This is a genomic window from Bradyrhizobium sp. CCBAU 51753, assembly GCF_015291565.1.
Classification (GTDB): Bacteria; Pseudomonadota; Alphaproteobacteria; order Rhizobiales; family Xanthobacteraceae; genus Bradyrhizobium; species Bradyrhizobium ivorense.
Genome location: NZ_CP030037.1, coordinates 8,563,501 through 8,582,035, shown reverse-complemented (window position 1 = coordinate 8,582,035; position 18,535 = coordinate 8,563,501). Strand labels below are relative to the sequence as shown.

Annotated in this window: 22 protein-coding genes and 1 riboswitch; of the genes, 12 read left to right on the top strand and 10 right to left on the bottom strand. The window is 66.5% G+C overall.

Annotation, left to right across the window (positions count from 1 at the left end; translation table 11 throughout):
• Positions 1-195: 195 nt before the first annotated feature.
• Together XH93_RS39475 and XH93_RS39470 are read right to left on the bottom strand one after the other, a co-directional pair.
• Positions 196-744, bottom strand: a complete 549-nt coding sequence (locus XH93_RS39475) for a sigma-70 family RNA polymerase sigma factor (RefSeq protein WP_066515735.1) — start codon at positions 742-744, stop codon at positions 196-198.
• Entirely contained in the window at positions 744-947 is a 204-nt protein-coding gene (locus XH93_RS39470; RefSeq protein ID WP_172626643.1) for a NepR family anti-sigma factor, read from the bottom strand. The genes XH93_RS39475 and XH93_RS39470 overlap by 1 nt, the downstream gene beginning before the upstream one ends.
• A 318-nt stretch (positions 948-1,265) precedes the next feature.
• Here XH93_RS39470 and XH93_RS39465 point away from each other — a divergent pair, with 318 nt between their 5' ends.
• Positions 1,266-2,075 carry a response regulator gene (locus tag XH93_RS39465; protein WP_139858121.1) on the top strand — a complete coding sequence of 270 codons (810 nt, stop codon included), beginning with the start codon at positions 1,266-1,268 and terminating at the stop codon, positions 2,073-2,075.
• A gap of 90 nt (positions 2,076-2,165) precedes the next feature.
• Here the strand turns inward: XH93_RS39465 and XH93_RS39460 are convergent, their stop codons facing one another.
• Positions 2,166-3,365 (bottom strand): cytochrome P450, encoded by a 1,200-nt coding sequence (locus XH93_RS39460; RefSeq protein WP_194471580.1) that lies wholly within the window; start codon positions 3,363-3,365, stop codon positions 2,166-2,168.
• A gap of 125 nt (positions 3,366-3,490) precedes the next feature.
• Here XH93_RS39460 and XH93_RS39455 point away from each other — a divergent pair, with 125 nt between their 5' ends.
• The 3 genes from XH93_RS39455 (at position 3,491) to XH93_RS39445 (ending at position 5,414) form a co-directional block, all read left to right on the top strand.
• A complete protein-coding gene (locus XH93_RS39455; RefSeq protein WP_194471579.1) occupies positions 3,491-4,219 on the top strand; it encodes a TetR/AcrR family transcriptional regulator in 729 nt (242 codons plus the stop codon).
• Between the two features lie 96 nt (positions 4,220-4,315).
• Positions 4,316-5,197: a DMT family transporter gene (locus XH93_RS39450; protein WP_194471578.1), complete on the top strand. Its 882-nt coding sequence runs from the start codon at positions 4,316-4,318 to the stop codon at positions 5,195-5,197.
• 73 nt (positions 5,198-5,270) lie between these two features.
• Positions 5,271-5,414 carry a hypothetical protein gene (locus tag XH93_RS39445; RefSeq protein ID WP_194471577.1) on the top strand — a complete coding sequence of 48 codons (144 nt, stop codon included), beginning with the start codon at positions 5,271-5,273 and terminating at the stop codon, positions 5,412-5,414.
• A gap of 37 nt (positions 5,415-5,451) precedes the next feature.
• On the opposite strand, the gene XH93_RS39440 is transcribed toward XH93_RS39445, so the two are convergent.
• On the bottom strand, positions 5,452-5,691 hold the full coding sequence (locus tag XH93_RS39440) for a hypothetical protein (RefSeq protein WP_194471576.1): 240 nt from the start codon (positions 5,689-5,691) through the stop codon (positions 5,452-5,454).
• A 321-nt stretch (positions 5,692-6,012) separates the two neighbouring features.
• On the opposite strand from XH93_RS39440, the gene XH93_RS39435 reads away from it, so the two are divergent.
• Positions 6,013-6,207, top strand: a complete 195-nt coding sequence (locus XH93_RS39435; RefSeq protein ID WP_194471575.1) for a hypothetical protein — start codon at positions 6,013-6,015, stop codon at positions 6,205-6,207.
• A gap of 87 nt (positions 6,208-6,294) precedes the next feature.
• Positions 6,295-6,356: riboswitch (Fluoride riboswitch) on the top strand.
• A gap of 69 nt (positions 6,357-6,425) precedes the next feature.
• Entirely contained in the window at positions 6,426-6,824 is a 399-nt protein-coding gene (gene crcB / locus XH93_RS39430; RefSeq protein WP_194471574.1) for a fluoride efflux transporter CrcB, read from the top strand.
• A gap of 128 nt (positions 6,825-6,952) precedes the next feature.
• On the opposite strand, the gene XH93_RS39425 is transcribed toward crcB, so the two are convergent.
• Entirely contained in the window at positions 6,953-7,207 is a 255-nt protein-coding gene (locus XH93_RS39425) for a hypothetical protein (protein WP_194471573.1), read from the bottom strand.
• 196 nt (positions 7,208-7,403) lie between these two features.
• Between XH93_RS39425 and XH93_RS39420 the strand changes: the two genes are divergently transcribed.
• The 3 genes from XH93_RS39420 to XH93_RS39410 all read left to right on the top strand — a co-directional run bounded on the left by XH93_RS39420 (position 7,404) and on the right by XH93_RS39410 (position 9,429).
• Positions 7,404-7,625 (top strand): hypothetical protein, encoded by a 222-nt coding sequence (locus XH93_RS39420; RefSeq protein WP_139480269.1) that lies wholly within the window; start codon positions 7,404-7,406, stop codon positions 7,623-7,625.
• Between the two features lie 68 nt (positions 7,626-7,693).
• Complete coding sequence (locus XH93_RS39415) at positions 7,694-8,374, top strand: transglutaminase family protein (protein ID WP_194471572.1); 681 nt, start codon at positions 7,694-7,696, stop codon at positions 8,372-8,374.
• 125 nt (positions 8,375-8,499) lie between these two features.
• Entirely contained in the window at positions 8,500-9,429 is a 930-nt protein-coding gene (locus XH93_RS39410; protein ID WP_194471571.1) for a DMT family transporter, read from the top strand.
• Between the two features lie 178 nt (positions 9,430-9,607).
• On the opposite strand, the gene XH93_RS39405 is transcribed toward XH93_RS39410, so the two are convergent.
• A complete protein-coding gene (locus XH93_RS39405) occupies positions 9,608-10,558 on the bottom strand; it encodes an AraC family transcriptional regulator (RefSeq protein ID WP_194471570.1) in 951 nt (316 codons plus the stop codon).
• Between the two features lie 427 nt (positions 10,559-10,985).
• Between XH93_RS39405 and XH93_RS39400 the strand changes: the two genes are divergently transcribed.
• Positions 10,986-11,915 carry a helix-turn-helix domain-containing protein gene (locus XH93_RS39400; RefSeq protein ID WP_194475511.1) on the top strand — a complete coding sequence of 310 codons (930 nt, stop codon included), beginning with the start codon at positions 10,986-10,988 and terminating at the stop codon, positions 11,913-11,915.
• 65 nt (positions 11,916-11,980) lie between these two features.
• On the opposite strand, the gene XH93_RS39395 is transcribed toward XH93_RS39400, so the two are convergent.
• Positions 11,981-12,898, bottom strand: coding sequence for a catalase (locus tag XH93_RS39395; RefSeq protein WP_194471569.1), 918 nt, complete (start codon positions 12,896-12,898; stop codon positions 11,981-11,983).
• A 368-nt stretch (positions 12,899-13,266) separates the two neighbouring features.
• Between XH93_RS39395 and XH93_RS39390 the strand changes: the two genes are divergently transcribed.
• Complete coding sequence (locus XH93_RS39390) at positions 13,267-13,656, top strand: hypothetical protein (protein WP_194471568.1); 390 nt, start codon at positions 13,267-13,269, stop codon at positions 13,654-13,656.
• A gap of 16 nt (positions 13,657-13,672) precedes the next feature.
• Here the strand turns inward: XH93_RS39390 and XH93_RS39385 are convergent, their stop codons facing one another.
• Together XH93_RS39385 and XH93_RS39380 are read right to left on the bottom strand one after the other, a co-directional pair.
• The gene (locus XH93_RS39385) at positions 13,673-14,743 is read right to left on the bottom strand and encodes a mandelate racemase/muconate lactonizing enzyme family protein (protein WP_194471567.1); all 1,071 of its coding nucleotides are present in this window, start codon (positions 14,741-14,743) and stop codon (positions 13,673-13,675) included.
• Positions 14,744-14,745: 2 nt separating this feature from the next.
• Entirely contained in the window at positions 14,746-15,621 is an 876-nt protein-coding gene (locus XH93_RS39380) for a fumarylacetoacetate hydrolase family protein (protein ID WP_194471566.1), read from the bottom strand.
• Positions 15,622-15,728: 107 nt separating this feature from the next.
• Between XH93_RS39380 and gtdA the strand changes: the two genes are divergently transcribed.
• Positions 15,729-16,775, top strand: a complete 1,047-nt coding sequence (gene gtdA, locus XH93_RS39375) for a gentisate 1,2-dioxygenase (protein WP_194471565.1) — start codon at positions 15,729-15,731, stop codon at positions 16,773-16,775.
• A gap of 459 nt (positions 16,776-17,234) precedes the next feature.
• Here the strand turns inward: gtdA and XH93_RS39370 are convergent, their stop codons facing one another.
• Positions 17,235-18,419, bottom strand: a complete 1,185-nt coding sequence (locus XH93_RS39370) for an FAD-dependent oxidoreductase (RefSeq protein WP_210340428.1) — start codon at positions 18,417-18,419, stop codon at positions 17,235-17,237.
• Positions 18,420-18,535 lie beyond the last annotated feature (116 nt).

Genomic DNA, 18,535 nt, shown 5'->3' with positions numbered 1-18,535 from the left:
ATAGCCGAAGCTTCGCTTCGGCGTCCTTAAGGACGGCCGCCAAAGGCGGCCGATGCCTCTCTCAATGGGAGAGGTGAACCTCCGTGCCGCGCCAGCTCAACCTAATCTCATCATGCTCCGGCGCACCAAGCTGCACCGAAACAATAAAGGCGGCCCTGGTCGGGCCGCCTTTATCGTTTTCGGCGGATTGCGCGCTTAGCCGCCGTTGCCGCCGATCACGGCGCGCACGGTGTTGTCGGGCCCAAAGTCCTCGGCGCTGTCGACATAGAGCAGCGCGGAGAGTTTGGATCGCGCGCGGTTGACGCGGCTCTTGATGGTGCCGACCGCGCAGCCGCAGATCGCTGCGGCGTCCTCGTAGGAGAAGCCGGAGGCGCCGACCAGGATCAACGCCTCGCGCTGGTCCTGCGGCAGCTTGTCGAGCGCGGCGCGGAATTCCTCGAACTCCAGATGCGCGGCCTGCGACGGCTGGCTCTTCAGCGTCTTGGCGTAGTTGCCCTCGGCGTCCTCCACCTCGCGTCGCCGCTTGCGGTAGTCGGAGCGAAACAGGTTGCGCAGAATGGTGAACAGCCAGGCCGGCAGGTTGGAGCCCGGCTGAAACGAGTCGATATTGGCGATCGCGCGCAGCAGCGTTTCCTGCACCAGATCGTCGGCGCGGTCGCCATTACCGGACAACGAGATCGCGAAGGCACGCAGGCTCGGGACCGACGCCAGGATGTCGTCGCGAAGTTCATTCGTGAGAGGCATTAGTCCCCTCCATTGTTCTTGTCAGTATCGCCCCCGGCGACGGCCGCCGCGGCAGCCTCGGGCCCGTCGAGTTTGCGGACCAGCTCCGCAAAGCGGTCGGGCACGCCCTGCCGCACCACGTCATCGTACATGGCGCGAAGCTGGTGGCCGATTCTGGACTGAATCTCGGCGTTGAGACCGCCCTGCTTCTTTACTTCCTTCATGATCTGATCCACGCTTCCCCGGGAGGTTAAGTCTCTGATTTTCAAGTCGCTTCCTCGAAAAAAGAGGCTGGCCGCGTCGCTCGTCGGTCAGGAGCTAATGCAAAGTTGCGCAGAAAGTTCCGAAATGCGGGAACTATTTCTTGGAACTTTTTTGCCGCTCGCGCGTAGTCGGGCATGCAGGGAACCGGGGACGCCCGGGGAACCGGCCATGCGCTGGAATTCGTTGGTCCAGGACGTTGGCCCCAGGACTCGGTGATTGCTCCGTGGTCACCAACGCGTTTCAGGCCGTTTGGCCTCATGAACAAGGATGGAGTGGGAATGTCCCGATCGCAGGTCGTTGCTGAACATCTTCCGCTGCTGCGCCGCTATGCCCGCGCACTGACCGGAAACCAGGCGTCGGGCGACGCCTATGTCGGGGCCATGCTCGAGGCCCTGCTGCAGGATCAATCGCTGCTCGACCAGACCCACGGCCCGCGCGCCGGGCTGTTCCGGTTGTTCACCCAGATCTGGAATTCGGTCTCGGTGAACAACGACAACGCCGACGTGGCGACGCTGTCGCTGCCGCCGGAGCGGCGGCTGTCCAACATCACGCCGCTGCCGCGCCAGGCCTTCCTGCTGCTGTCGCTGGAAGGCTTTTCCGAGGAGGAGGTGGGCTACATTCTCGGCATCGACATCGCCGAGACGCGCAAGCTCACCGATGCCGCCGGCCGCGAGATGGCCGCCGAGATCGCCACCGACGTGCTGATCATCGAGGACGAAACCTTCATCGCGATGGATCTCGAGAGCCTGGTGAAGAATCTCGGCCACAACGTCATCGGCGTCGCGCGCACCCATTCCGATGCGGTGGCGCTCGCCAAGAACAAGAAGCCCGGCCTGATCCTCGCCGACATTCAGCTCGCCGACGGCTCGTCTGGCCTCGATGCGGTCAACGAGCTGCTGCGCACCTTCGAGGTGCCGGTCGTGTTCATCACCGCCTATCCCGAACGCTTCCTGACCGGCGAGCGGCCGGAGCCGGCGTTCCTGATCTCCAAGCCGTTCCAGCCGGCGATGGTGTCGGCGGTGGCGAGTCAGGCGCTGTTCTTCCAGCGCAACTCGCGCAACCGCACGCCGCGCGCGGCGTCGGCATGACCCGTTGAACTGACGTAGGCTGGTCAACTACAGCCGGCGTGCCGCAAGGTGCGCCGGTTTTCTTTATGCTGCGCGTGACGCACGAGGGTCCTATTTCGGCGTCACGCGGACCGGCATCGTGCTGAGCGCCCGCAGGCCGGTGCTGTCGCGCAACGCGACGTCGCCCGCGATCTCGATCTGCTTGACGCGCGCGGCGAGCGCTGCGATCACCGCCTCGGCCTCCAGCCGCGCCACCATCTGGCCGACGCAGCCGTGAATGCCGACGCCGAAGCCGACATGCCCGGACAGCCGCCGCGTGATGTCGAACCGGTCGGCCTGCTCCCAGCGCGTGTCGTCGCGGTTGGCGGAGGCGAGCAGCAGCAGCACCTTCTCGTGTTGCCCGATTCTGACGCCGGCGATCTCGGTCTCGTGCGGCGTGGTGCGGAAGACGAACGGCGCCGGCGAATCGAAGCGCAACGTCTCGTCGAATGCCGCGCGCGAGAGCGAGGGGTCGGCGACCAGCAGCGCCCACTGGTCGGGATGGCGTGCCAGCGTGTACAGCGCCATGCCGATCGCGCTGATCGTGGTGTCGAGCCCGGCCGACAGCATTGAACGCACCAGCAGCTGCGCTTCCTCCGCGCTGATCTCGCCGGCATCGGCCGCCTCGTAGACCTGCGCGCCAAAACTGCCCGGCCGCAGCGCCTCGCGCTGGCAGCGCGCCGCGACCCATGGCAGCACGCGCGGCGCCTGCGCCATCAGCGCGCGAAAATAGTCGTTCTCCGGCCCGAAGCCGGCGAACACCATCGCGCCATAGGTCAGGAAATTCTCGCGGCCCTCCTGATCGATGCCGAGCGCGTCGGGAAACACGCTGACCGGAAACACCTCGGCGAGATCGCCGATCGCATCGAACGACCCGCGCTCAACCAGGCCGTCGACCAAGGTCACGGCCTTGGCCTTGAACTCGTCCGCCAGCCGCCGCATCGCGCCCGGTGAGAGGATCCGCGCCAGCACCGCGCGGGTCCGGGTGTGCAGCGGCGGATCGGCCTCCAGCACGATGCTGGGCGGCCGCCACGGCTTTTCCTTGAAGTGGTTGGCGAGCCCGGCGCCGCCGGCGTTACTGAAATTGACGTGGTCGCCGAAGATGGTCTTGACCTCGGCAAAGCGCGGCACCGCCCAGATGTCGTACTTGGTCAGGCGAATGGCCGGCGCCGCAGCGCGCAGCTCGGCGTAAGTGCCGTAGGGATCGGCCCGCGCCGCAGGGCTGAACGGATCGAAATCGCTGCGGACAACCTCACCGGCAAGACTGCTCATCGGATCCTCCCGTCTGGTCATTTGTCTGTTAGACAGTTAATTGACCATAGTCAATTAACTCGTGGCTGGCAAGGGGGCCGGGGTTGCCATCCGGACGGACACGCGGCATGGAGGCGCGAGGGAGCATGGCAATGTCGATCGCGGAGCGGTCAAGCGGCGGACGGCGGTTTCAACGCCGGGCACGGCAGGAGGCCGACAAGGAGGCGCTGAAGGCGCTGATCCTCGATACCGCGCGCAAGGCGTTCGCCGAAGGCACGCTGGAAACGGTCTCGATCCAGAAGATCGCCGATGCCATCGGCTACTCGAAGGGCACCGTCCTCAAATATTTTCCGACCAAGCTGCTGCTGCTGCTGGCAGTCAAGCAGCAGAACCTCGAGGCGGTCGCCGAACGGCTGGAGAGGATACGCGCCAACACCGCCGACAGCGATCAGCGGCTGCGGCGCGTGATGGAAGCCTATCTGGATTACTGGGCCGACAATCCCGACCACTTCCGCTCGCTGTTCTCGATGTCGGGCACCATCGAGGACCGCCGCTTTCCCGATGGCGTCTATTTCGGCGAGACCGAGATCGCCCGCCGCAGCTACGAGCTGTTCGTGATCTCGGTGCGGGAATTTCTGGCGGCGCATGGCGCCGAGCCTGCGCCCGGCCTGCCGCAACGGCTGGCGACCGCGCTGCTCGCGGCGGTTCATGGCGTGGTCGCGCTGACGCTCGGCACGCCGACCATGAAACTGCCCGACATGCGCGGCACCGGCCGGCTCCTGATCGCGAGCCTGATCGACGCCTGGATCGCCAGGCTCGCCACCGCCCGGACAAGCGAGAGCTGGCCGCGGATCACGATCGGCACGTTTGCCTGACGGCGCCGCCCTCGCGGGCCGGTTCGCGCGTTTGCCGCGGTGGAGCATGCGCCGTGCGGCGTGGAATCGCGCATCTCGGCCTGCTAAGCGCAGGCCATGGACACGACGCAACGCGACCGATCGATCGGTTTCCTCTGCCTGGTGGTGACGGCGTTCGGCTGGGCGCTGAACTGGCCGCTGATGAAGCTGTTGCTGCAGCAATGGCCGCCGCTGTTCGCGCGCGGGCTGGCCGGCACCTGCGCCGCGCTGATCCTGGGCTCGCTGGCGCTGGCCCGCGGGCAGTCGCTCGCGGTGCCGCGCGAGGCCGTTCCGCGGCTGCTGTTCGCCTCCTTCACCAATGTCTTCGCCTGGATGGGCTTTGGCACCATGGCGATGAAATTCGTCAGCGTCGGCGAGGGCGCGCTGCTGGCCTACACCATGCCGATCTGGGCGATGCTGTTCGCCTGGCCGGCGCTCGGCATCCGCCCGGCGCTGCGCGACTGCGCCGCGCTGGTGCTCGGCACAGCCGGCGTGGCGCTCCTGCTCGGCGGTGGCGGCTTTGCGTTCAGCGCCGACAAGCTCACCGGCATTGCGCTGGCGCTCGCCTGTGCCACCCTGTTCGCGCTCGGCAACGTCCTGAACCGCAAGCCGCTGCCGATGCCGCCGCTCACCGTGGTGGCCTGGCAGGTCGGCATCGGCTGCCTGGTGATGCTCGTGCTCGGCGTTCTGTTCGAGCAGCCGAATTACACGGCGATCACGCCGTTCGGCCTGTTTTGCCTGACCTACATGACGCTGATGCCGATGGGCATCTGCTATCTCACCTGGTTCGAGACGCTGCGCCGGCTGCCGCCGACCTCCGCATCCACAGGCATGCTGCTGGTGCCGGTGATCGGCGTGGTGTCGGCGGCGATCATCCTCCGCGAGCCCTTGGGGCTGCGCGAGATCGGCGCGATGGTGCTGACGCTCGGTGGCGTGACGCTGGCGCTGCAGCGCGCCTGATGGGGCCAGGAGGGCGGGGCGGGTCGGAACCGGGATCGGCGCGGCGCGTTCTTCTGAAAAAGGGAGTTTGGCCATGCGCAAGGCGATCGCGCAGCTTGATGCGGAGCAGAAGGCGCAGCTGCTTTATCTCGCGGATTTCGGCACCGCGACATTTTCATCGGCGCTGGTGGTCAGCGTCCTGAAGGGCATCGTGGACATGCTGGTCGGCGCGGCCTGAGCCCGGCGCCATCCCGAACCATCGTCCGTGCGGACGGTCAATCCTCGGACGCAGCCGCCTCCGTGTGCCCCTCGGGGCCCCGATCGAACACCCCATAATCGCTGGATTTCGCCCCAGCCGTGGCATCGGTGGCCTCGCCGCCAAGCCCGAGCCTGAGCAGCTCGCGGATGGCCGCGGCGCGCGTCGGCATGCGGTGCTTGAAGCGAAAATCGTCGACGGCGGCCAGTTCCTCGGGCGACAGCATGACCTGGAGGCGCTCGGCACGAAGCTCATTCATCGCAGACCACCCAATCTTAGTCAGTTGAGTAGTTTGCTAAACGAACCACTTCAGGGTCGGTTCCTCAAGCGTCGACAAAAAGGTCAAGTTAGCAATATTGTCAAGCAAAATCAATCATTTATCTGTTGTTCATCGGAACGATTCGTCGCGCCGAATCTTATTTACGCGGGAGGACATCCAATGCCTCACGAATCAATCTGCCGCGCAAACTGTCCGAGGAACCGGACGCTCCAAAGCCGAAGCGTCCAAGTCATGCGCAGGTCATCGAGCAACTCGACCGCTGGGCCAACAGTCCCGGTCTCCAACCGCCAAAGGTGGACGATGCAGAAGACGATTCAAAAGCGGAAGCGATCTGAGCCTCACACGTTCGAGCAGCGCCTTGACGAGCACCGCGTGCGGCTTGAAGGCGAACTCGCACGGCTGCCGGAGGGCGACGCGCGCAATTCGGTGGCCGCACGCATCGAGCAGTTGCGGACCGCAATGGAACTGAATGCGATGCTGTCGGCCAACGCGTGATCTATTCTCAACGCACGTAAGGCCGGCATGAACTGCCTTGCAGCGGCGGGCGCACTGCTCCCGCCGCTGCGGTGCCCTAGCATCCCCGGCGTTGATGGGGATGGAGTTCCCCCGATAACCGCCGCAAGGCTGATGACTCCTACCGGGCGCGATAGCGTCGGTAGGAGCATGTGCCAACCGAACCGCCACCGCGCCCGCGAACGAGAAGGGGCGAAAGCATGGCGGATCTTCCTTCTTCACTCTCATTGACGGCGGTCGCGATCGGCGGCGCGCTGGGGTCGGTCGCGCGCTATCTGGTGGCGATCGGCGCGGGCCGCCTGGTCGGCGCCGAATTTCCCTGGGGAACGCTGGTGATCAATATCGCGGGTTCGTTCCTGATCGGGGTGTTTGCCGAATCCTTCGCGCTGATCTGGAGCGTCAGCCAGACCGTGCGGGTGTTTCTCACCGTCGGCATCTGCGGCGGCTTCACCACTTTTTCGACGTTCTCGCTCGATGCAATCGTGCTGATGCAGCGCGGCGAGCTGTGGGCGGCCGCGAGCTATATCGCAGCGTCCGTCGCACTTTCGATCCTCGCGTTGTTCGCCGGGTTATTGCTGGTGCGGGCGCTTGTGGCGTAGCGCGCTGTTGTTTCCCGGTGCGCTCAGCGGCGCCCGGCACGGCTTCGGAATAATAAAATAATACCGCTGATTTGCCCGACCGGCTACTTTGCATGGGGTTGTTTTTCGGGATTTGGCTGAGCGCGCCTCTAATCCGTTGCCCGCCGCCCGGTGCGCGGGTTCAGCGGCGGCGTCGGCCGTCGCCGCAAGCCCTCGGGCAAGAAATCCTCGCCGCGTTTCGGCGAGGCCCAGGCGCGGACGTCGGCGGCCCATTGCGCGCGTTCGTGCGGCGTCTGGTTGTCGTTGAACGCCCGCCTGACGTCGAGCCCGTCAACGGGGTCATTGACGCCGTTCCGGCTGGCGGGATGGTCGACACCGCTATGGATATCGTTGCAATTGCCCATGATCAGCCTCCGCGCCCATTCCCTCCTAAGCCAACGTGGCCCGCGCCGCCGCCGTTCCAAAAAAGTGAAGGGCTGGATGCGCGGTTCGGCGGTCGGAATCCTTGGCGTCGGCGGGACCAGCCGGTAGGATGGAACCCGGAGACCAGGCCCGAGGGGCCTGGAGGTCCCAGGGAAGTGGAAAGGGAAAGTCCGGGGGATGAAATACGTCGACGTCGCGGTGATCGCAGCCACGCTTTGGCTGCTGGCGTCGATGGTGCTGGACATCCTGACGCCCGCCTCCATCAGCGCGCCCATGCTCGCGATCGCGCTCGCGCCGCCGTTCCTGATCGGAGTGGCGATCCATTTCGCGCGCGAATATCTCAAGGCGAAGCGGCGCAGCTACCGGCCGCCGCAATGGGACGAACGCTTCCGGAACTAGCGCATGATCCGGAAAACGGCGCGCAACTCCTGCATTGAACCGCGCGGGTGACTTGGTAGTCTTGCGCCATGACCGACATGCTCCCCGCCACCATCAGCCGCCTTTACACCGAGCCCGCCGAATATATCGACAGCGACCATCCCGCCGTCGAAGCCTTCGCGCGCGCCGCCGTCCCCTCCGATGCCGGCCCGCGCGATAGGGCAGCCAGGCTCTACACCGCGGTGCGCGACGGCATCCGCTACAATCCCTATGTCAGCATGCGCCGGCCGGAGAGTTTTCGCGCCTCCAGCGTGCTCGCCGCCGGCAACGGCTATTGCGTCGGCAAGGCCGCGCTCTACGCCGCCGCCTGCCGCGTTCACGGCATCCCGGCGCGGGTCGGCTTCGCCGATGTCCGCAACCATCTCACCACCGAGAAGCTGCGCGCGAGCATGAGCACCGACCTGTTCACCTGGCACGGCTTCACCGAGGTGTTCGTCGACGGCGCCTGGCGCAAGGCGACGCCGACTTTCAACGACACGCTGTGCGCCAAGCTCGGCGTCGCGCCGCTGGATTTCGACGGCCACGCCGATGCGCTGCTGCATCCGTTCGACGGCGCCGGGCGCGCCTACATGCAATACGTCAACGACCACGGCAGCTATCACGACGTCCCGGCCAAATTCCTGATGCGGGAGATGGCGCGCGAATACGCCAACATGCAAGGCGAGGATCTCTCCGGCCGCGACATGGAGCGCGAGGCGGCGGAGCAATGACCGCAAGAGCGGCGCGCTCCCTCGCCCCGCAAGCGGGGCGAGGTGAGGCGGAGCCTGACGCTCGACTTTCCAAATCGTCGGCCGAGATCGAAATGGCGCATGATCGTTAGGGCAGGACGTTGATCATGAACGCGAAGCTGCCGGAGGCCTCCAGTGCAAAGCCGCCCGCCGCCGGCTGGCAGGATGCCATCGCCCTGATCGGGTTCATTCTGGTCGCGACGGGGCAGGCCTCCAACCAGGTGCTGGCGCGCGGCCTCGCCGGTTCGGTGCCGCCGTTCTCGCTGGCGTTCTTCCGCTGGAGCATCATCGCGATCGGGCTCGCGCCGTTTGCGCTGGCCGCGATCCGCGAAGGAAAAATCCCGCTGGCGCAGAACGCCTGGCCGATCCTGGTCGCGGGCTTTCTCGGCATGTTCCTGTGCGGCGGTCCGGTCTATGTCGCCGGCATCACGACGACGGCGATCCATATCGCGCTGATCTTCGCGCTGTCGCCGATCATGGTGCTGTTGATCTCGGCGGCGCTCGGCATCGAGCATATCGGCCCGCTGCAATGGCTCGGCACCGGCCTTGCGCTGTCCGGCGCGCTGTTGATCGTCTCGGGCGGCCATCTGGAAACGCTGACCCAGTCGAGCGCGGCGTGGGGCGATTTGCTGGTGGTGCTGGCGATGCTCGGCTGGTCCGGCTACACGCTGATGCAGTCGCGCGTCTCCCCCGGCGCCTCGCTGCTCGCCCGCGTCAGCCTGTTCTCCGCCGCCGGCGCGCTGTGCTCGCTGCCGATCGCGATCCACGAGATGTGGACCATGCCGGCGGCAGTCTTCAACACCAGGGCCTATGAGGCCTATGTGTTCGCGGGCCTGGTGCCCGGCCTGATCGCCTATGCCGGCTTTGCCTGGCTCGGCGGCAAGTTCGGCTCGGTGCGCACGTCGCTGGTGCTCTACGTCGCCCCGATCGCGAGCGCGCTGCTGTCCTGGATCATCCTCGGCGAGCCGCCGCGGCTGATCCACCTGGTCGGCGGCATGCTGATCCTCGGCGGCGTCTGGGCGAGCTTGCGGAAGTAGATCCCGGCTCTATCTGGAAGCCGTGAACGACGGAGAGGACGCTGAAACGCTGGGACGATTGGAGCCGGAGCGATCATGCCAAGATCACCGCGGGGGCGGTTAGCGCCGTCGTCGCGACAGGCATGCTCTTTATGATCATCCTCGCGGTGGCGATCGCGATCCGCTAGTCCTGCCGCGGCTAGCGCATGCGGCGGCGCCAATCGGTCGGGGTTTCACCCGTCAACCGCTTGAACGCCGCGGCGAACGCGGTTTGCGAGGCGTAGCCAAGCTCGGCCGCCACCGACACGATCGATGTGTCTGGATCGCGCAGCATGTTCATGGCCTGCTCGAGCCGGTGCTGGCGCAGCCAGGCATGCGGCGAAAGTCCGGTGCTCTCCTTGAAGGCGCGGCAGAAGTGGAAACGCGACAGGCCGGCATCCGACGCCAGCGCCGCGAGCGAGACGTCGGCATCGCTGTCCGAGCGCAGGCGCTCGATGGCGCGCAGCAGCGTCTTCGGCGCGAGGCCGCCGGTGGCCGGCCGGGGCGTCGATGGTGCGCCAGTGTGCGCGGCCAGCAGCCGGGTGGCCAGCAGGTCGGTCAGTTGCTGCCTGAACAGCGTATCCAGCGCCTCGGTGCCATCGATGACGTCCGCGGCGCTGATCAGCAACCGGGATGTCACCGGGTCGGGATGCGCGGTCCGCTCCAGCAGATCGATCGGTGCGGCGATGTCGGCCTCGTCGGCGACGCGCGCCAGCGTCTTGTGCGGAAGATAGAGTTGAACGACGTCGACCGGCTTCGGAATGTCCCAGCGGGAGCTCGAGCCTTCCGGAATGATGATCACGACCCCGGGGCGAAACGTCCCGATCGCAACCTGTCGTCCGGTCCGCCGCTCCATGTGCTGGACCGTGCCGTTGTAGGCCATGATGACGTGGTGGGTCATCGGCTCGACGATGTCGTGCAATGGTTCATGTTTCCAATGCGCGATTCCGGCGCCGGAGGAGTCCAGCGCCATGCGGAATGGTGTGGTCCCGAGCACGCGCGCCATCTCGGCATCGGCGTGGCGATGCTCGTTGTTGGGCGTGGCGGTCTGAGGCGCCTCGTGTGCGCCCGGCAAATATTCCGCAGCATCGTGCCGGTTCGGCTTGGTCATGAGCTTGTGCTCGCAGTGAGAGGACATGCACGCGGCGCCGTCGGGCATGGCTTCTCGGGCTGGCGCGAAGTCTGTTGCTTCGGGCGAGCGGGGCATGTCGGTCGGCGCGGCGAGATTGCGCTGGGTGTTCTAGGCGCGGAGAATTACGGGGTCTTTCCCAAAGCCGGCCCGTTTTGCCTGAATCTGCTTCGAGCAACGGGTGCGGCGTCTTGGCTCGCCGAAGTCCGTCAGCATCGCCGGGCGATCCGCGCGGCGGTCACGGGGGCACGTTGAAATCGCTGTGAAAATTGTTCCGCCGCGCCCTGTCACAATTGCCGCGCGCGAAACGTCAAAGCTGGACCATCGGGTGCCTATCGCGGATAATGGCGGTGACCGCGTACAGGCCATGAGATCAGCCGCGCAGTCCTCACGGATGAGATCAGTCTCCATGCTTCAGCCGGGCAACTTCGGACAGAGGGTCGGGCAGTATCTGCACATGCGCGACGCGCCGGCCTCGCTGGTCACCCGTTCGCTGCGCGGCGCCGAGCTCGCGGCGACCGAAGCCTGGGATCACAACCCGGTGCCCGGTTTGTCCGGCTCGCTCGCCGACGATGCCTATCTCGTCAGCCTGAAACTGCAGGATTATCCGGAGTGCGAACTCTGGGAGAACGGCAAGTGCGTCACCAAGACCGACGTGCGAACCGGCACGACGTACCTGTACGACCTCAAGCGCGATCCGCGCTATGTCATCGACAAGCCGTTTCACTCGGTTCACTTCTATCTGCCGCAGTCCGCGCTCGACGGCTTCGCCAGGCAGGCCGGCGCGCGACGGATCGATAAGCTCGTCTGTCAGTTCGGCACCGGCCACGACGATGCGGTGATGCGCCACATCGGTGCGGCCTTGCTGGAAGGGCTGCGCCGGCCTTCCGAGACCAATCAGCTTTTCATCGACCACATGATGCTCGCGTTCACCGCGCACATTACCCGGACCTACGGCGGACTGCAGCGCGACGGCCAACTGGCCCGCGGCGGTCTCGCCCCCTGGCAGCTCAGGCGGGCCTGTGAGCGGCTCGAATCCGACCTCGGCGGCAGCATGTCCCTGCAGCAGATCGCGGCCGAGCTCGGGCTTTCGGTCAGCCACTTCTCGCGCGCGTTTCGAATCTCGACCGGCCTGCCGCCGCATCAGTGGCTGCTGCGCCAGCGCATCGAGGCGGCCAAGCAGTTGCTGGCGGTGCGTGACCTGGCGCTGGCCGAAATCGCGATGTCGGCCGGGTTTGCCAATCAAAGCCACTTCACGCGGGTGTTTTCCGCCGCCGTCGGCGTCAGTCCCGGCGTCTGGCGCCGCGAGACCTACGGCAGGCCCGAGCCCGAGACCTGATCAGTCACGCCCGCCCAGGAGCATGATGCGGAAAAGTGTGAAGCGGTTTTCCGAAGACATCATGCTCAAACAAGGAGCTTCAGGCCGTAGGCGGTGCTGCGCGCAGCAAAAATCTCGTCAGGCGGAGGGCCGATGCCCTCGGCGAGGTTGGCCGGATCGAACAATGCGGTGTCGCAGGCGTCGTTCGGTGCGACGCGGGTGATCACGATCGTTCCCAGCCGCACCGCCTCGCGATGCTCTTCGTCCGGCCACCGGATGGTGACGTCCATGACCGGATCGCCGGGATGGTCGAGCAGCGCCATCAGGCTGAACCGGACATCGCCCGCGGCGATCCGGATCTTGAGATCGTCGTGCAGGAAGTCGGCGGGCTTCGCCCTGGCCTCGTCCTCGGTCAGGACGAGATCGCCGCCGACCGGGCTGACCTTGAACTTGATGAACCGCGTCTCGCCTTTCGCATTGGTTGCCGGGAAGGCGTGCACGCCCCAATAGGTCGTGCCGGCAAAGCTCGCGGTCGGCAGCCGCGCGCCGACATGGTCGGCCTGATGCAGCGTCTCGGGATTGGCGGCGGAGAATGCCGCGACCTTCGCCGGATCCGGATTGCCGTCCGGTCCCGGCATGCGCGCTTCGAGGAAGCCCAGCATCTGCGCGGGCGTCCTTGCATAATGCACCGGCGCGCTCTGGGTCAGGATATCCGAGCGGTGACCATTGCTGCCGAGCCGGAAGCTGAAGCCGCGCAGCATCCGCCGGTCGGCGTCGGCCGCCCCTGAGTTACCGTCCACCGCGAAGCGCCCCAGCACCCGGGACGGCGTCGTGAAGCTGCGGCACTTGGTGATCTCCTTCGCCCGGTCCGACGGCAGATAGGTGCCGCGGACGCATTGGCCCCTGGCAAAGCTCGCACGCATCCCCGATGGCCCATGGGTTGCCGCCTTCATCGCTTCGACGATGGACGCTGGCGTGACGGTACCGGTCGGAGGCTTGGGCATGGCGGCAACGGTGGCGCAACCGACCGCGCGCCGCCCCAGTGCGATTGATCCCGTTGCAGCGCGATTGCTGATTGATGCGCAGGCGAGGTCTTGCTGGTGTCCGGGGGCGGCGCAACGGGCCAAAGCCGGGCGCAAAAAAGCAGGGCGCGACCGGCATCACCACGGTCGCGCCCTACGTCACCGGTCAATGGGGCAGGGGGAATAACCGGCTGCCGAAATGACTCCGATCCCCCCGGACTCGTTCCGCGCGGGTGAAAATTATTTTTGTACACGGTTAAGTGATGGCGGGGCGCGAGAACCGCAGCGGTTTTGTTCGCGTTGTGTCCGGGATCGCCAAGGGAATTCTTCACGGGGCGAGGGACATCACCATGTCACAGATTCAAAAGGGAATTCTCGTCGTGCTCGCGGCCGGCGCCACGCTCGGTGCGGTCCAACTGGCGTCCGGCCATGACCTTGTCGGCGGTCGGCTCACCGCAACCGCCGCCGCGCCGGAGAGCGCCGTCAACCGTGCCGCGAAGGCCGACCGCGCCGCGGTTCCCGCAATCGCCCTGAAGAGCCAGACCGTTACGCTCAAGCCCGGCGGTCTGCCGGACACCTCGGTGCTGATCCGCGTTCCCGCCAGGGAAGAGGCGCGCAACCGCCCGGCGACGCCGGCGCGCGCCAAGCCCGGAGATGTCCGCAAGGTCGCCTGCGAGCCCGTCGTCAGCGTGCTGACCGACGTCGCCAAGCTGCTGCAGCCCGGCCGCTGCATCACCTGACGGTACTGCTGCCCGACTAACCCTTCAGAAGCTGCTCGCTCAAGCCGGACAGGCGCAGGCCATGTCCGGCTGATTGCGTCATCATCGCGCATCCCGACCGGATGTCGGGCCAGCCATCGAACAGCGGTTCCAGCAGCGGAAAGTCTTCCAGCCAGGTCACCGCGGGCGAGGCCGCGGCGAGATGGACGAACAGCCCGTGCAGGAAGTGCGGGCTGACCGCGGTGCCGAGCGCCTCGGCCATCACGCAGATGTCCATCACGGGGCTCAGCCCGCCGATCATCGCAAGATCCGGCTGCACGACGCCGAGCGTCCCCGGCTGCATCATGGCGAGCAGCTGCCGGTGATCCTGCGCGTGCTCGCCGGCCGCGAGCGTCACGAGGCCGGCGGCGTCGAGCCGCGCGTAGGAGGCGGCAAGCGACCACGGCAGCGGCTCCTCCACGAACAGCACGCCGTGGTCGCGCGCGAGCTGCAGCAAGCGGCGCGCCGTGACCAGATCGCATTTCTCGTTGGCGTCGGCCATCAGCGCGACCTCGTCGCCGACCGCGGCCCTGACCGCGGCGATGACCTTGGCATCCTTCGCGGCGCCCGCGACCCGCGGCTTCACCGCGCGCAGCCCGCGCGCCACATGGCTTGATGCAGCCTCGGCTGCCTCTTCCGGTGCCTGCTGGGTGTTGAAGCCGCCGCTGCCATACACCGGCACCGCGCGCGGCTCGCCGCCCATCGCGACGCCCAGCGGCACGCCGCAGCGTCGCGCATGCAAATCCCACATTGCGACATCGATGGCGGCGAGCCCGATCAGGTTGGGGCCGGGCCCGCTGCGGTTGAAACTGGCCGCAATGCTCTGCCATGCCGCGCGCGGCGGAGCAGGGGTTCTTGCACGGACGAAGCGCGCGAGCTGATCCTCCGCCGCCAGCAGCGCAAGCTTGCCGTTGCCGCCGAGCACATAGGAGAAGCCGAGACCTTCCGCGCCGTCGGCATCGGCGAGTTTTACGATGATGACGTCGACCGCGGCGACCCCGGAGCCGCCGACGGCGCGATCGAGCCTGTAGGTGAAGAGCTCGGCGGTCGCCCGTTCGATCCGCGCCATGGTCAGGCGGCGGAGCGCTTGCGCGACGAGACGACCCTGACCTGCATGGTGCCGAGACCGGTCACGCTGCTGGTCACGAGATCGCCGTCAACGACGGGGCCGACGCCTTCCGGCGTGCCGGTCATGATCACATCGCCCGGATAGAGCCGGTAGCCGGCCGACGCGTAGGCGATCAGCTTTGGGATGCTGAAGATCAGCGCCCTGGTGTTCGACGACTGGCGCTGCGTGCCGTTGACGGCGAGCGATAGGTCGAGATTGCCGGGGTCGGCGACTTCGTCCGCGGTCACCAGATAGGGCCCGAGCACGGTAAAGCTGTCGTAGGATTTGCGCCAGCTGCGGTCCTCGGTGCCGCGCACCGACATGTCGAGACCGATGCAATAGCCGAACACATAGTCGAGCGCGTCGCGCTCGCTGACTTGCCAACACTCCTTGCCGATCACGGCGACGACCTCGACCTCATGATCGATCCGCCGCTCGAGATCGGGCAGCACGATGCCTTCGCCGGCGCCGACCACCGAGGTCGACGACTTCAGGAACAGCCCGTAATGGTCGATCGTCTTGATGTCGCTGCCGAAGTTCACGCCGGCATCGGCGCGCGCCTCGGCGAGGTGCAGCGCATAGTTGACCGGTGCGGCGATCACCTTCGATGCATTGGCGACCGGGCTCAGCAGCCGCACGCTCGAAAGCGGATAACGCGGGCCGGTCGTCATCGCCTGCGCGATCGCGCCGCGCAGGCCGGCAAAGTTGCGGATCAGATGGTCGCCGGGCACGAGCGGCCAGCTCAGCTGCGGCAACGCTGCGAGCGCTGCGCTGACATCGACGACATCGTCGCCGGCCACGACGCCCAGCCTGTCCTCGTTGAAACGGCAGATCCTCATGCGCATTCCTCCCGCGTGATGACGGCGCCGCAGCAGCGCCGGCGTTGACCGATGTCAAATAGATAGTATACTGATTATTAGTATGCAACACATTTCGGAGTGAGACGATGACCGCAGAGGGAGGCGACCGCCGCGCCGCCTATTACGCCCGCGTTGCGCAGAAACACATGACGCCGCTCTGGACCATCATGTCAGAGGCGGTGCCCGACGAGCCGCGGCCGCGCTTTGCGCCGGCGTTCTGGGATTACGACGCCGACATCAGGCCGAGCCTGATCGAGGCGGCGGATTTGATCTCGGCCGAGGAGGCGCAGCGTCGCGTGCTGGTGCTGAACAATCCGAGCCTGCCGCGCGGCGCGACGCACACGCTGTTCTGCGCGCTGCAGCTGATCAAGCAGGGCGAGGTCGCGCCGGCGCATCGCCACACCCAGTCGGCGCTGCGCTTCGTCGTCGAGGGCAGCGGCGCCTACACCGCTGTCAACGGCGAGAAGACCGCGATGTCGCCCGGCGATTTCATCGTGACCCCGGCCTGGTGCTGGCACGATCACGGCAAGGAGAGCGACGGCACGATGATCTGGCTCGACGGGCTCGACATCCCCTTCGTCAATCATCTGGGCGCAACCTTCGGCGAGGACTATGAGGCGCCGCGCTATCCCGAGCAGCGTCAGCCCGACGACTCCGCCGCCCGCTTCGGCGCCGGCTTGCTGCCGGTCGACGCGCCAAAATCCAGCCTGCATTCGCCGGTGTTCAGCTATCCCTATGCCCGTTCGCGCGAGGCGCTGGAAAAGCTGCGCCGCGGCGGCGACTGGGATACTGTGCACGGCATCAAGCTGAAATACGCCAACCCGCTCAACGGCGACTACGCCTTGCCGACGATCGCAAGCTTCCTGCAATTGCTGCCGCAGGGTTTTCGTTCGCTGCCCTACCGCTCGACCGAGGGCGCCGTGTTCGTCGTCGCCGAGGGTAGCGGCCGTGTGAAGATCGGCGACCAGCTCTATTCCTTCAAGAAGAACGACATCTTCGTTGCGCCGAACTGGACCTGGTATTCGTTCGAAGCTTCGGAGGACGCAGTCCTGTTCAGCTATTCCGATCGCGCCGTACTGGAAAAGGTCGGCCTCTGGCGCGAGCAGCGCGGCAACGGACCGGCGGGGCACTGAGGGCTGGTCGCTGCTGTTTGCCCCGTCATCCTGAGGAGCCGCGAAGCGGCGTCTCGAAGGATCGGCTGCTAGCAGCCGGGCCGATTCATCCTTCGAGGCTCGCCGAAGAGGCTCGCACCTCAGGATGACGGGGAGATGGGTGCTTGTGCATCCACTCTCCAGTGCCGTCCTTGCGAAAGCAAGGTGTGCGCTACTGCTAGTCCCGTCATCCTGAGGTGCGAGCCCTTGCGAGCCTCGAAGGATCGACGGCCCGGCTTCCTCCGTGCGGCGTCAGCGGGGCCGATTCATCCTTCGAGACGCGCGCAAGTGCGCGCTCCTCAGGATGACGGTGATGGATTTTGGCGTGGCCTACCCGCGTCATTGCGAGCGGAGCGAAGCAATCCATGCCTCAGCTCGGGGAGGGATGGATTGCTTCGTCGCTATCGCTCCTCGCAATGACGAACGCATCTCCTCGCCCCCTCACCCAATCGGCAGCGCCGCCGGGCTCGACACCGCGTGCCCATACAGCCAGTTGACGTACCGGAAATCGTCGCGGGCGGTGGTGGCGAGCAGCGCGTTTCTTGTCAACTGGTTGGCGGCGTCGGCATGGATGATGTCGCCGAAGATGCGGGCGTTGGTCTGCACACGCGCGGTGCGCGGCGCCCGCAGCGCTTCATAGGCGCGGAAGGCGTCCTCGATGCGGTCGCCGTGGCGGGCGACCTGCTCGGAGAGGCATACCGCGTCTTCCAGCGCTTGGCAGGCGCCCTGCGCGAGATATTGCAGCATCGGATGCGCCGCGTCGCCGAGCAGCGCGATCCGACCCTTGACCCAGCCGCCCGCGGGCGCGCGGTCGTACAGCCGCCACCGCCGGGCGCGGCCGACGGTCGGGATTGCCCGCCGCACATGCGCGCAGGTCCAGGCGTAACGCTCGTCCAGCTCGGCCGAGATCTTCGCCGGCTCGCTGTCATCGGCGCCGACAGGCGTCCTGAACACCGCAACCTGGTTATAGAGCTCGCCGCGCCGCACCGGGTATTGCACGAGATGGATCTCGTGGCCGGTCCACAGCACGACATTGTCGAGGCCGGCATGCTCCGACATCTCGGTCATCGCCACCGCGCCGCGATAGGCGACGTAGCCGGAATCGATCGGCTCGCCGTCATCGATCAGTTTGGTACGGATCACCGAGCGGATGCCGTCGGCGCCGATCACCGCCGTGGCCGACAGCGTGCGGCCGTCCGCGCAGCTTACGATGATGCCGTCGCGCTCATTCGCGACGCCGACGACGTCGCACGCCGTGTTGAGCGAGATCGCCGGATTGGCCCTGCAGCCGTCGAGCAGCGCCTGGTGCAGATCGGTGCGATGCATCACGAGGTAGGGATAGCCGTAACGGTCGCGAAACGATGTTCCGAGGTCGAGCTCGGCGATCTGGCTACCGTCGGCGATGTCGCACATCGTCAGCCGGCCCGGAAACACCGCCGAACGATGCACGGCGTCGAGCACGCCGAGCTGGTCGAGCATCCGGCTGGCGTTCGGGCCGAGCTGCAGGCCGGCGCCGACTTCGCCGAACTGCGGCGCCTTCTCCAGCACGGTGACCCGGTGCCCCGCTTTGGCCAGCCCCAACGCGGCGGCCAGCCCGCCAATGCCACCCCCGACGACGACGATCATGCCGCTCTCCCAATTGATCAGTATACGGATTGACATAATACTGATCATTTGCCAGATTGCAATCTGTTGATGGTCGCTTCGGTTCTTTCGCGGGAGGTGAGACGCCGTGCTACAAC

What these genes read in the sequence shown, in the direction of transcription:
- XH93_RS39475 (WP_066515735.1), bottom strand. Translation starts at nt 744, where the DNA reads ATGCCTCTCACGAATGAACTTCGCGACGACATCCTGGCGTCGGTCCCG.
- XH93_RS39470 (WP_172626643.1), bottom strand. Translation starts at nt 947, where the DNA reads ATGAAGGAAGTAAAGAAGCAGGGCGGTCTCAACGCCGAGATTCAGTCC.
- XH93_RS39465 (WP_139858121.1), top strand. Translation starts at nt 1,266, where the DNA reads ATGTCCCGATCGCAGGTCGTTGCTGAACATCTTCCGCTGCTGCGCCGC.
- XH93_RS39460 (WP_194471580.1), bottom strand. Translation starts at nt 3,365, where the DNA reads ATGAGCAGTCTTGCCGGTGAGGTTGTCCGCAGCGATTTCGATCCGTTC.
- XH93_RS39455 (WP_194471579.1), top strand. Translation starts at nt 3,491, where the DNA reads ATGGCAATGTCGATCGCGGAGCGGTCAAGCGGCGGACGGCGGTTTCAA.
- XH93_RS39450 (WP_194471578.1), top strand. Translation starts at nt 4,316, where the DNA reads ATGGACACGACGCAACGCGACCGATCGATCGGTTTCCTCTGCCTGGTG.
- XH93_RS39445 (WP_194471577.1), top strand. Translation starts at nt 5,271, where the DNA reads ATGCGCAAGGCGATCGCGCAGCTTGATGCGGAGCAGAAGGCGCAGCTG.
- XH93_RS39440 (WP_194471576.1), bottom strand. Translation starts at nt 5,691, where the DNA reads ATGAATGAGCTTCGTGCCGAGCGCCTCCAGGTCATGCTGTCGCCCGAG.
- XH93_RS39435 (WP_194471575.1), top strand. Translation starts at nt 6,013, where the DNA reads ATGCAGAAGACGATTCAAAAGCGGAAGCGATCTGAGCCTCACACGTTC.
- crcB (WP_194471574.1), top strand. Translation starts at nt 6,426, where the DNA reads ATGGCGGATCTTCCTTCTTCACTCTCATTGACGGCGGTCGCGATCGGC.
- XH93_RS39425 (WP_194471573.1), bottom strand. Translation starts at nt 7,207, where the DNA reads ATGGGCAATTGCAACGATATCCATAGCGGTGTCGACCATCCCGCCAGC.
- XH93_RS39420 (WP_139480269.1), top strand. Translation starts at nt 7,404, where the DNA reads ATGAAATACGTCGACGTCGCGGTGATCGCAGCCACGCTTTGGCTGCTG.
- XH93_RS39415 (WP_194471572.1), top strand. Translation starts at nt 7,694, where the DNA reads ATGACCGACATGCTCCCCGCCACCATCAGCCGCCTTTACACCGAGCCC.
- XH93_RS39410 (WP_194471571.1), top strand. Translation starts at nt 8,500, where the DNA reads ATGAACGCGAAGCTGCCGGAGGCCTCCAGTGCAAAGCCGCCCGCCGCC.
- XH93_RS39405 (WP_194471570.1), bottom strand. Translation starts at nt 10,558, where the DNA reads ATGACCAAGCCGAACCGGCACGATGCTGCGGAATATTTGCCGGGCGCA.
- XH93_RS39400 (WP_194475511.1), top strand. Translation starts at nt 10,986, where the DNA reads ATGCTTCAGCCGGGCAACTTCGGACAGAGGGTCGGGCAGTATCTGCAC.
- XH93_RS39395 (WP_194471569.1), bottom strand. Translation starts at nt 12,898, where the DNA reads ATGCCCAAGCCTCCGACCGGTACCGTCACGCCAGCGTCCATCGTCGAA.
- XH93_RS39390 (WP_194471568.1), top strand. Translation starts at nt 13,267, where the DNA reads ATGTCACAGATTCAAAAGGGAATTCTCGTCGTGCTCGCGGCCGGCGCC.
- XH93_RS39385 (WP_194471567.1), bottom strand. Translation starts at nt 14,743, where the DNA reads ATGGCGCGGATCGAACGGGCGACCGCCGAGCTCTTCACCTACAGGCTC.
- XH93_RS39380 (WP_194471566.1), bottom strand. Translation starts at nt 15,621, where the DNA reads ATGAGGATCTGCCGTTTCAACGAGGACAGGCTGGGCGTCGTGGCCGGC.
- gtdA (WP_194471565.1), top strand. Translation starts at nt 15,729, where the DNA reads ATGACCGCAGAGGGAGGCGACCGCCGCGCCGCCTATTACGCCCGCGTT.
- XH93_RS39370 (WP_210340428.1), bottom strand. Translation starts at nt 18,419, where the DNA reads ATGATCGTCGTCGTCGGGGGTGGCATTGGCGGGCTGGCCGCCGCGTTG.